General features: G+C 61.0%; 6 protein-coding genes. All 6 read left to right on the top strand.

Annotated elements, in window-relative coordinates:
• Nucleotides 1-13: 13 nt before the first annotated feature.
• The 6 genes from VXJ35_RS03420 to groL all read left to right on the top strand — a co-directional run bounded on the left by VXJ35_RS03420 (nucleotide 14) and on the right by groL (nucleotide 10,968).
• Entirely contained in the window at nucleotides 14-2,392 is a 2,379-nt protein-coding gene (locus tag VXJ35_RS03420; protein ID WP_231914840.1) for a TonB-dependent siderophore receptor, read from the top strand.
• A gap of 13 nt (nucleotides 2,393-2,405) precedes the next feature.
• A complete protein-coding gene (locus VXJ35_RS03415; RefSeq protein WP_064020493.1) occupies nucleotides 2,406-3,011 on the top strand; it encodes a YfiR family protein in 606 nt (201 codons plus the stop codon).
• Between the two features lie 9 nt (nucleotides 3,012-3,020).
• On the top strand, nucleotides 3,021-5,960 hold the full coding sequence (locus VXJ35_RS03410; RefSeq protein ID WP_231914839.1) for a PAS domain S-box protein: 2,940 nt from the start codon (nucleotides 3,021-3,023) through the stop codon (nucleotides 5,958-5,960).
• On the top strand, nucleotides 5,957-8,704 hold the full coding sequence (locus VXJ35_RS03405) for an EAL domain-containing protein (RefSeq protein ID WP_064020491.1): 2,748 nt from the start codon (nucleotides 5,957-5,959) through the stop codon (nucleotides 8,702-8,704). Before VXJ35_RS03410 ends, VXJ35_RS03405 begins: the two co-directional genes overlap by 4 nt.
• A 291-nt stretch (nucleotides 8,705-8,995) precedes the next feature.
• The gene (gene groES / locus VXJ35_RS03400; RefSeq protein WP_064020490.1) at nucleotides 8,996-9,286 is read left to right on the top strand and encodes a co-chaperone GroES; all 291 of its coding nucleotides are present in this window, start codon (nucleotides 8,996-8,998) and stop codon (nucleotides 9,284-9,286) included.
• Nucleotides 9,287-9,345: 59 nt separating this feature from the next.
• Nucleotides 9,346-10,968 (top strand): chaperonin GroEL, encoded by a 1,623-nt coding sequence (groL, locus tag VXJ35_RS03395; protein WP_064020489.1) that lies wholly within the window; start codon nucleotides 9,346-9,348, stop codon nucleotides 10,966-10,968.
• Nucleotides 10,969-11,840: the final 872 nt, after the last annotated feature.

Here is an 11,840-nt window from a genome sequence, read left to right as displayed (position 1 = left end):
TTCGGGAGGCCCGATGATGAAACGACGTTGGCCGGAATTCGGCGGACTAGCCGCGGTCGCGGCCGGTTTGGCGCTGGGCGCCAAGGCTGTCGCGGCGGCGGCCGAAACCGGCGGCATAGCGGATGCCGCCAGCCAAAGCAAAGCGGTCGCCGACATGGACATCGACGAACTGGTCGGCGTCAAAGTATCGCCGTTCGAAGTCTCCAGCCATCTCGACCGCGGCTATCGCGCCTCCAATTCGGTATCCGGCTCCCGTTTCGATACACCGATCCGCGACTTGCCGTTTGCCGTGCAAGCCTTTACCGAATCGTTCATTGCCGACCAAAAGCCGCGCGATATTTTCGACATCGCCCGCTACTCGCCCGGCGTGACCTACCGCAGCAACGACTTCAACGAAGGCAATGCCAATCTGGCGATCCGCGGCTTTACCGTGGGCTCGCTGGCCGGCGGCAATATCCAGATCCTGCGCGACGGCGTACACGGCCCGTCGATTTTCGATTTCACCAATATCTCGCGAGTCGAAGTGGTCAAAGGCCCGGCCTCGTTTTTGTACGGCCAGGTCGCGCCGGGCGGCATCGTCAACGTCATCACCAAACAACCGCAACGCCGGTTTGCCGCCAGCGCCGACGCCCGCTACGGCTCCTACGGCGAATACCGCTTCGACGCCGACGTCACCGGCCCGGCCTCGGACACGCTGGCCTACCGCATGGCGGCGTCCTACGACCAGGACATGCATTACTGGGACGCTTACGACGCCCATTCCTGGAATATCTCGCCGTCGCTGCTGTGGCAACCCAGCGACCGGCTCAGCGTCTCGTTGAAATTCGAACACTTCGAAAAGATCGAAGAACCGCAATTGATGCAAAAGCCAGGCTACAACACTTGGGCCGGATTAATTCCCAGTGCCGCCGACCCCAACTTGTCCGGCGTCGACGTACCGGGGCTGGCGGACACCTGGAACAGCATGGCCTACAGCGACTTCCGCCACAGCAAAACCAACAATTTCAGCAGTTGGCTCGACTTCAAAGCCAACGAGCACTGGCATCTGCGCGCCGGCTATTCGCATCTGGAATACGATATCGAGGCCTTGTTCAGCGGCAACCTCGGCATGCCCGACAACGCCACGCTGTTGCAAGGCCGGCGCGTACGGTTGCAGAACTACACCAACCGCGACGACACCGTCGAAATTCAGGGCGTCGGCAAATACGACCTGGGTTTCGCCAGCCTGCGTTTGTTATTCGGCGGCCAGTACGTCGACCGCAATTTCCACCGCGACGCCGGCCAGGCGCCGAACGATCCGGCCTTGGGCAACAACCCGATCGGTTCGCCGCTGCCGCTGTGGGACTTGGGCAACCCGGCGACCTGGAACCGCAATGCCGCGATACCGCTATCCGCGCTGACCGCCGGCCGCTTCAACCAGGACGTCGGCGCCGTCGACAAATCGGTGTACGGCGGCACCACCCTGGGCCTGTTCGGCGACCGGCTGCTGGCCCTGGCGGGCGCCCGCTGGACGAACACGACCAGCCAGGTCGCCGACGGCCTGACCAACGTCGCCCAGCCGCAAACCAGCGTCAGCCGGGTCACGCCCCAATACGGCCTGCTCTACAAAATCACGCCGGAATGGACGGCCTTCGCCACCTATGCCGAATCCTTCGTCCCCGCCACGTTTTTGGTCAACAACCTGGACGGCAGCCGCAGCATCCCCGAACCGAGCGAGGGCCGCGGCGTCGACATCGGCCTGAAAGCCGAACTGTTCGACGGCCGCCTGTCCAGTACGCTGACCTTCTTCGACATCGAAAACAAGAACATTGTCAACGACCTGGCTGTGACCGACGCCTTCGGCATCACCACCATCTACGGCGTCCCCACCGGCAAACAACGCTCGCGCGGCATCGAATGGGACGCCACGGCCCGGCTGGCCGACAACTGGCAGATGTACCTGTCCTACAGCTTCATGGACGCCAAAATTACCGAATTCACCGGCAACGACGCCGCGATCCTGGCCCAGGATCCGAATACGCTGGACGCCACCGGCCGCGCCTATTATAAGAACGCGCTGCGCTTTCACAACGCGCCGTTGCAAATGAGCGCGCCGCATCTGGCCAACCTGTGGACCCGCTACGATTTCGACGCCGGCCCGCTGCGCGGGCTGCATATCGGCGGCGGCGTCAATTTGGTGTTCGGCCAAACCCTGTTATCCGACACGCCGGCTTCGGCCTACCAAACTTATGCGCTGGTCAATGCGCTGGTCGGTTACACCTGGCAAGAGGGCGGCCACAGCATCAGCCTCGACTTGATCGGCAAGAATCTGCTCGACGAACACTACCGGCCGTCGCAAAGCAGCCGCGGCCGGCCGCAAGAGTTGATGCTCAACTTTTCGGTCAAATACTGACGGCGGCCCGGCCATGCGACACGGCATCCAATTTCCGCCAATCGGCGCCGGCCTGCACCGCGATAGCCGGCGCCTGGCGTTACGGCTGCTGGCGTTGCTGTTGTTCGCGTTGACGCCGGATTCGGCCTCCGCGCAGGAAAACCCTTACCGGGTTAAAGCCGCCTTTTTGCGCAATTTCGCCCATTACGTCGGCTGGCCCAGCCAGGCGCTGCCGGACAACGGCTCGCCCTGGTGCATCGGCATCCTCGGCCCCGACCCGTTCGGCGAGATCCTGGACGACACGCTGCGCGGCCGCAGCGAACAGGGCCGCGGCTTTCGCATCGTTCGCGCGGAACGGCTGGCCGAATTGCCGCTGTGCCAATTGGTCTATATCGGCTACACCGAGGCTTCGCAACGGCGGCAGGCGCTGGCCGAACTGCGCAACAAGCCGGTGCTGACCGTCGGCGACGCGCCGGAATTTCTGACCGAAGGCGGCGTCATAGGCTTCATCGTCGACGAGCGGGTGGGCATGAACATTAATCTGGACCAGGCTCGGGCGGTTTCGCTGACCATACAAACCAAGATGCTGGAGGTGTCCTCCGGCGTCCTGTTCAACGGCGCTTTGCGCCGGCTGAGATAAGCGATGCCGATGCGCCTGACCATCCACCGCCGGCTGTCTCTGATACTGTGGGGATCGGCAGTCTTGACCTTCGTCTTGATGGGCGGCGGCTTGCTGGTTTACCAAAACCTGACGCTGGAACAGCGGGTACGCCAGTTCATGGAACCCTACGCGCAGTTGATCGCGGTCGGCACCGACACGGCAGTAGCGTTCGAAGACGGCCAACGCGCCCAGGAAATTCTCGATACGCTACAAGGCAATCCGCAACTGTTGGCAGCCGACATCGTGCTTAGCGACGGCCGGCTGTTGGCCCGCGTCGGCGAGCAGCCGCAGGCCGAGTTCGCCGAAGGTTACTCCGCAAACGACGGCATCTATTTAGCCGCAGCCCATGCCGACTGGCTGCAAACCCTGCCTCGCGGGGCCCACCTCCGCCTGAGCATGAGCCTGGAGCAATTGCAGCGGCAGACGCAACAATTTTTGTGGCTGTTCGCTGCCGGCGTGCTGATCCTGATGGGCGCGACCTGGAGCCAACTGTTGGTGTTGCGGCGCACCATCACCAAACCGATCGCAGCGTTGACCGAAGCCACCGAACGGGTACGAGCCGAGGCCGATTACCGGCACCGGGTACCGGCCGAAGGCAACGACGAACTGGCACAGCTTGGCCGCAATTTCAACGCGATGATGGCTGCGGTTCAGCAACGCGACGATACCCTGCACCGGCTCAGCCTGTTTCAACGCACGATACTGGACAACGCCGCCCACGGCATCGTCTCGACCAGCCGCGACGGCGTCGTCACCAGTTTCAACCCGGCCGCGGAACGCTTGCTGGGTTATGCCGCCGCGGATGTGGTCGGCCGGCAGACGCCGGCGTTGTGGCACGACGCCGAAGAAATCGCGCTGTATGCCCGGAAACTGTCGGCGGAGTTCGGCGAAACCATAGCGCCGGGCTTCGGCGTATTCACGGCACGGGCGCAGCGCAACCAGGCCGAACAGCGCGAATGGTCCTTCATTCGCAAGGACGGCAGCCGGTTACCGGTAAACTTGTCGGTAACCGCTTTGCGCGACGAGGACGGCCGGATCGGCGGCTTCCTCGGCCTGTTCTACGACTTGTCCGAACGCAAACAAACCCAACAGCGTTTGCAATTGTTGAGCTTCGCGCTGGACAAGGTGCGGGAAACCATCGTGCTGATGGGCGAAAACGACCCGCGGTTTTTATACGTCAACCAGAGCGGCGCCCATACCCTGGGCTACAGCCGCGCCGAGTTGACCGGCGGCATGAGCGTATACGACATCGATCCGAACTGGTCTCCGGAAAAATGGTCCGAATTCTGGCCGCAATTGCTGGAACGCCGGCAAATCCAGTTCGAAACCACGCATTGCACCCGCCACGGCCGGGTGTTTCCGGTGGAAATCACCGCCAACTATTTCGAATTCGGCGGCAAAATCTATAACTTGACGATCTGCCGCGATATCAGCCAACGCAAGCAGGCCGAGGAAGAATTACAGCATTACCGCGACCGGCTGGAAGACACCGTCCAGCGCCGCACCGAAGAATTGCGATTGGCGCGCGACGCGGCGGAAACGGCCAATAAGGCCAAGAGCGTATTCCTGGCCAACATGAGCCACGAGCTGCGCACCCCGTTGAACGCGATCCTGGGTTTCTCCAGCCTGATGCGCAAAAGCCCGCAACTGGCGGAGGCCGACCGCCGCAACCTGGATATCATCAACCGCAGCGGCGAACACCTGTTGAATCTGATCAACCAGGTGCTGGAAATGGCCAAAATCGAATCCGGCCGGGTGCAGTTGGCGGACACGGCGTTCGATCTGCAGGAGATGGTCGGCGACGTGCTGAACATGATGCAGGCGCGCGCCGCCGAAAAAGGGCTTAAGCTGGCGCTCGACCCGGAATCCGCTTACCCGCGCTTCATCGTCGGCGACCGCGACCGTTTGCGGCAAGTGCTGATCAACCTGGTCGGCAACGCGCTGAAATTCACCGGCGCCGGCGGCGTCACGGTACGCGTGCGCTGCAAACACAACGCCACCTCGCATCTGCTGATAGAAGTCGAAGACACCGGCCCCGGCATCGCCGAAACCGACCGGCAACGCATCTTCGAACCCTTCGTCCAAATCGGCCAGGATGCCGACGGCAAGGGTACCGGCCTGGGCCTGAGCATTACCCGCCAATTCGTGCAATTGATGAACGGCAGTATCGGTTTGGAAAGCTCGGTGGGCAAGGGCTCGCTGTTCCGGATCGAACTGCCGTTGCGGGTGGCGGAAACGGCGGCCGGCTCGACTCCGCAAGCGGCAGCGGCGGAACGCGAAGTGTTGGCGTTGGCGCCGGGCCAACCGGAATACCGGATTCTGATCGTGGAAGACCAAATCGACAATCAATTGCTGCTGTCCTGGCTGCTGGAAACGGTCGGTTTCCGGATTCAATTGGCCGAAAACGGCCGGGACGGCGTCGCACTGTTCCAAAGCTGGCAGCCGCATTTGATCTGGATGGACCGGCAAATGCCGGTAATGGACGGCCTGCAAGCCGCACAAACCATCCGCGCCTTACCGGGCGGCGACGCGGTAAAAATCATCGGCGTCTCAGCTTCCGCGTTTGCCGAACAGCGCGACGAAATCCTGGCGGCCGGCATGAACGAATTTATCGGCAAACCCTACCGCCCGGCGGAAATCTACGATTGCCTGGCCCGGCAATTGGGGGTACGTTACCTGTATTCCGACGCACCGGCCGCGGCAATGCCGACCCTGGCGGCGGATAGCTTGGCCGCGCTGGCGCCGGCGCTGCGCCGCGAGCTGGAACTCGCGTTGAAAAGCCTGGAAAGCGAGCGCATTGCCGATGCCATCGGCCGGATTAAGGCTTATGATAACCAACTCGCGGCGGCACTGGCTGTGCTGGCCGACAACTACAACTATCCGGCGATACTGAAAGCGTTGCGAGCCAACCGAGGCGATTCGACATGACCTGCAGCAAACCTAAAATTCTCGTCGTCGACGACACGCCGGCATCGCTGAAGCTGCTGTCCGAACTGCTCAGGGCCGAGGATTACGAGGTGCGTTCCGCCATCGACGGCGAATTGGCACTGGAATCGGCGTTCGACAACCCGCCGGACCTGGTGCTGCTGGACATCATGATGCCCGGCATCGACGGCTTCGAAGTCTGCCGCCGGTTGAAAGCGCACCCGGCCACGCGCCAGGTGCCGGTCATCTTCGTCAGCACGCTGTCGGATACCGAAGAAAAAGTGCAGGGCTTCCAATTGGGCGCGGTGGACTACGTATCCAAACCCTACCAACGCGAAGAGCTGCTGGCGCGGGTGCGGACCCATCTGGAAATCGAACGCCTGCGCAACCGGCTGGAAGACGCCGTGGCGGAACGCAGCAGCCAATTGCGCCTCAGCGAACAAAAACTCAGAACCACGCTGAACGATTACATTTCCGCCCACACCCAATTGCAAACGCTGCTGGATACCATTCCCGATCTGGTCTGGCTGAAGGACCCGAACGGCGTCTACCTGGCTTGCAACCTGCAACTCGAGCGCCTATACGGTGCCTCCGAGGCCGAGATCGTCGGCAAAACCGACCGCGATTTCGTCTCCGCCGAGCTGGCCGATTTTTTCAGGCAAAACGACTTGAAAGCGGTACAGGCCGGCAAGGTTTGCGCCAACGAGGAATGGCTGGAGTTCGCCGACAACGGCTACCGCGGTGTGTTCGAAACGCTGAAAACGCCGGTGCGCGACGCCAACGGCAATTTGATCGGCGTGTTGGGCATCGCCCGCGACATCAGCGAGCGCCGGGCCGCGCAAGCTAAAATCCAACGTCATATGCAACTCTATGCCGCGTTGAGCCGGTGCAACAAAGCCATCGTCCAGTCCAGCGGCGAAGCCGACCTGTTTCTGCGGGTGTGCCAGGCCGCGGTCGAGTTCGGCGGCATGAAAATGGCCTGGGTCGGCCTGCTGGCCGCCGACGGAGATACGCTGCGCCCGTGCGCCAGTTTCGGCGAAGGCGCCGAAGAATTGCCAAGCATAGACATGGCGCTGACCGCCGCCAGCGACTTCAGCCGCAGCCCGACCAGCGTCGCGCTGCGCGAGCAACGGCCCTATTGGTGCCAGGATTTTCAAAACGATCCGTTGACGCTGCCGTGGCGGCCGCAGGCGCTGCGGGCCGGCTGGCAAGCCGCGGCCGCGCTGCCGTTGCACCAAGCCGGCACGGTGGTCGGCGTATTCGTGTTGTATGCCGACGAAGTCAACGCATTCGACAGCGACGCCCGCGACCTGTTGTTGGAGATGGCGACCGACATCGATATCGCGTTGGACAACTTCAGCCGCTCCCGCGCCCAGAAACAAGCCGAAGCCGAAATCGAACGCCTGGCGTTCTACGATCCGCTGACCGGGCTGCCCAACCGCCGTCTGCTGTACGACCGCCTGCACCAGGCCGTCGTCACCAACGCCCGCACCGCCAGCCATGGCGCGGCGCTGTTCATCGACCTGGACAACTTCAAGGCCTTGAACGATACCAAGGGCCATAACCAGGGCGATCTGTTGCTGGTCGAAGTGGCCCGGCGCCTGGAAGCCTGCGTGCGCGAAGGCGACACGGTGGCCAGGCTGGGCGGCGACGAGTTCGTCGTGATTTTGAACGGACTGAACGGCGACGCGGCTCAAGCCTCGGCGCAAACCAAAATGGTCGGCGGTAAAATCCTGGCGGCCATCGGCCGGCCCTATATGTTGCAGGGCTACGAACACCATTGCTCGGCCAGCATGGGCATCGGCTTGTTTCGCGACCCGGACACCACGGTGGAAGAACTGCTGAAATGCATCGATACCGCGCTGTACCAGGCCAAACGCAACGGCCGCAACGGCATGCAATTTTACGACCCGGCGATGCAGCAGGCGCTGGAGGCCAAAGCCGCGCTGGAGAGCGATTTGCGCCGAGCGCTGGAGGAAAACGGTTTCGTATTGTATTACCAGCCGCAAGTCGACCAAGGCGGCCGCACCATCGGCGCCGAAGTGTTGATCCGATGGCGGCATCCGCAACGCGGCCTGGTGCCGCCGGCGGAATTCATCCCGCTGGCCGAGGAAACCGGGCTGATCGTGCCGATCGGCAATTGGGTGGTCGAAACAGCTTGCGCCCAACTGCAACACTGGGAAGGCCGGGCCGGACTGGACGGCTTGCAGTTGGCGGTCAACGTCAGCGCACCGCAATTCCGCCAGGCCGATTTCGTGGCCCAGGTCCGGCGCACCTTGGAACGCTACGGGCTCAGCCCCGGCCGGCTGAAACTGGAACTGACCGAAAGCCTGGTACTGGACGACATCGACGACACCATCGTCAAAATGCAGCAACTGCGCGAAAGCGGCGTGCGCTTTTCGATGGACGATTTCGGTACCGGTTATTCGTCGCTGTATTACCTGACCAAACTGCCGTTCGACCAATTAAAAATCGACCGCTCCTTCGTGCATAACCTGGGCGTCACCCAAAACGACGCCGTCATCATCCAAACCATCATCGGCATGGCAGAGAATCTGGGCATCGAAAGCCTGGCCGAAGGCGTCGAAACCGAAGAGCAGCTTGGCTTTCTGAATGCTCACGGCTGCAATTTGTACCAGGGTTTTCTGTTCGGCCGGCCGCTGCCGCTGGAGCAATTCCAGGCCCGGCTCCAGGCCGTCGCCCAGAAACGGCCTGACGGCGGCATCCACGCCGCCACTGCGCAATAAGCCCGGCGGCGGCCGGATTTTCAGTTCGCCGCAAACTTGTCACCCCGCTCCCTCCGCTCCGGCCAATTTCGTTAAGTTAACGATAGAGCTGGCCATGCCCGCGATCAAATGCCTTCGGTCGCAGGCATGGCCAGCTCTCCTACCATCCTTAACTTGACGATATTGCCGCTCCGGCTGCGCCTATCCATGGCACTTGAAAAACAAAGCGGCCGCCCATACTCAGGCCAGCGACGCTGGCAAGCAGCGTTGAGTCTTTGTATTTTTCGTTGAATATCAAGGAGGCATAAGCTGATGAGCATACGTCCTTTATACGACCGCATCGTCGTCAAGCGTCTGGAAAGCGAGACCACCACGCCCGGCGGCATCGTGATTCCGGATAACGCCAAGGAAAAACCCATCTCCGCCGAGGTCGTCGCCGTCGGCACCGGTAAGCCGCTGGATAACGGCCAACTGCGGCCGCTGGCGGTCAAGGCCGGCGACCGGGTGTTGATCGGCAAGTACGCCGGCAACGAAGTCAAAATCGACGGCGTCGAGTATGTCGTGGTGCGCGAGGACGAAATCCTCGGCCTGTTGGACGCTTGATTTTCCAAGCGCATTGTTTTTGAAATCCCGATTTAAGTGTTTTTGGAGGAAAAGCATTTATGGCTGCAAAAGAAGTGTTATTTGCCGACGAAGCCCGCCACCGCATGCTGGCGGGGGTAAATGTTCTGGCCGATGCCGTCAAACAAACCTTGGGCCCAAAAGGCCGCAACGTGGTGCTGGAGCGCAGTTTCGGCGCGCCGACCGTGACCAAGGACGGCGTGTCTGTCGCTAAGGAAATCGAGCTGAAAGGCAAGTTCGAAAACATGGGCGCGCAAATGGTCAAAGAAGTGTCGTCCAAGACCTCCGACGTGGCCGGCGACGGCACCACCACCGCTACCGTGCTGGCGCAAGCCATCGTCCGCGAAGGTTTGAAATCGGTCTCGGCCGGCGCCAATCCGATGGACATCAAGCGCGGCATCGACCAGGCCGTTAGCGTCGCGGTCGAGGAATTGAAAAAACTGTCCAAACCCTGCACCGACAGCAAGGCTATCGCCCAGGTCGGCACCATTTCCGCCAACTCGGATGAAGCCTTCGGCCAAATCATCGCCGACGCGATGGACAAGGTCGGCAAGGAAGGCGTGATTACCGTCGAGGAAGGCTCCAGCATGCACAACGAGCTGGAGGTGGTGGAAGGCATGCAGTTCGACCGCGGTTACATTTCGCCTTACTTCGCCAACCAGAAGGAAGGCATGACCGCCGAACTGGAAAACCCCTACATCCTGCTGCACGACAAGAAAATCTCCAACATCCGCGACCTGATCCCGCTATTGGAAAAAGTCTCCAAAGCCGGCCGCTCGTTGCTGATCGTCGCCGAAGATGTCGAAGGCGAAGCGCTGGCGACCTTAGTGGTCAACACCTTGCGTGGCATTCTCAAAGTCTGCGCGGTCAAGGCGCCCGGCTTCGGCGACCGCCGCAAAGCCATGCTGGAAGATATGGCGATTCTGACCGGCGGCACGGTGATCACCGAGGAACTGGGTTTCAGCCTGGAAAAAGCCGAACTGGAGCAACTGGGTACCGCGAAGAAGGTTCAGGTCTCGAAAGAAAACACCATCATCGTCGATGGCGCCGGCGGTGCCGACGACATCAAGGCCCGCGTCGAGCAGTTGCGTAAGCAAATCGAGGAAACTACCTCGAATTACGACAAGGAAAAATTGCAGGAACGCGTCGCCAAATTGTCCGGCGGCGTCGCGGTGATCAAGGTCGGCGCGGCCACCGAAGTGGAAATGAAGGAGAAAAAAGCCCGCGTCGAGGATGCGCTGCACGCCACTCGCGCCGCAGTCGAGGAAGGCATCGTGCCGGGCGGCGGCGTGGCTTTGATCCGCGCCCAAGACGCCTTGAAAGAACTGAAAGGCGACAACGCCGACCGTAACGTCGGCATCGGCATCCTGCGCCGCGCCATCGAAGAGCCTTTACGGCAGATCGTCACCAACGCCGGCGACGAAGCCTCGGTGGTATTGGCTCAGGTCCAAGCCGGCTCAGGCAGCTACGGCTACAACGCCGCCACCGGCGAATACGGCGACATGATCGCGATGGGTATCCTCGACCCCACCAAAGTTACCCGCTGCGCGCTGCAAAACGCCGCGTCGATCGCCGGCCTGATGCTGACCACCGAAGTCATGGTCGCCGAACTGCCCAAGCAGGACACACCGGCAATGCCGGCCGGCGGCATGGACGACTACTAACTGCACCTACCTGCAAGCTTTTGCCCCGGAATTCCGGGGCTTTTTTGCGGGCAGCAGTTTTCCGACAATAGAGGTTTGTTGTTTTATTAACCCGGCCCATAAATATCGCCGCTCCCGCGAAGGCACGAGCCCAGCAGCTAAAGTGGATTCCCGCCTTAACGGGAATGACGACTCCAGGGAATTTAAGGGCCTGGTTAATAGCCAAACGACAAAAAAAAGCACAGAAAAAACCGCAAACAAACTTACCGCGAAGCAAATAAGACTGGGTTTCCCTCTGCCGCGCCGAGCACCGAAGGGCTGGAACGGCCAAATCGGCCGGACAGCCGATTTGCATACACACCTCTTAAGGGCGAGGTACACGAATGTACCGAGCGATTTTGCCCGTCAGGGGCGCGGCAGGGATGCCGCGCGTTTTCCGTAGCGGCTGGGAAGCCCCTGCGGAAAACCCGTTCATAGCCTTCGGCACGCAGAGAATAATCGGCAACGGGGTGTCTTTTCTTTTGGATACTTGTCTTTCGACTGCAACGATGCAGGAGGTAGAGCAACGCATGGAGCAGTTGCCGACGACAAGCAGAGAAAACTATCGCGGTTGTCGGTCCGCGACTCGATTTTCAAACAGGCTTCGCGTAGCGCTTCATCCATGACGCGACTCAGTTTGAATCCCTCAATCACAAAGCCGCCAACGGTTCCGATACAAACCCAGCGAGAATTTGATGGCTTGTATCGGCCATTTACAGTCATAGAATGCACGCCAACCAATGGCGGCAAACCATCTGTGTCCAGTCAATTATCTGATTTGTCTAATAATCCAGACGTAGGGTACGCATCGCGTACCATTAAAAGGCCGTCATGGTGGCGAAAGCCAGAAGGTA

The organism is Methylomonas sp. DH-1, from assembly GCF_046097555.1.
Lineage (GTDB): Bacteria > Pseudomonadota > Gammaproteobacteria > Methylococcales > Methylomonadaceae > Methylomonas > Methylomonas koyamae.
Note: the sequence above shows the minus strand (reverse complement) of the source record. Positions and strands in the feature narration are given on the sequence as shown.

Coding starts and splice junctions, on each gene's coding strand:
- VXJ35_RS03420 (WP_231914840.1), top strand. CDS start 14: ATGATGAAACGACGTTGGCCGGAATTCGGCGGACTAGCCGCGGTCGCG.
- VXJ35_RS03415 (WP_064020493.1), top strand. CDS start 2,406: ATGCGACACGGCATCCAATTTCCGCCAATCGGCGCCGGCCTGCACCGC.
- VXJ35_RS03410 (WP_231914839.1), top strand. CDS start 3,021: ATGCGCCTGACCATCCACCGCCGGCTGTCTCTGATACTGTGGGGATCG.
- VXJ35_RS03405 (WP_064020491.1), top strand. CDS start 5,957: ATGACCTGCAGCAAACCTAAAATTCTCGTCGTCGACGACACGCCGGCA.
- groES (WP_064020490.1), top strand. CDS start 8,996: ATGAGCATACGTCCTTTATACGACCGCATCGTCGTCAAGCGTCTGGAA.
- groL (WP_064020489.1), top strand. CDS start 9,346: ATGGCTGCAAAAGAAGTGTTATTTGCCGACGAAGCCCGCCACCGCATG.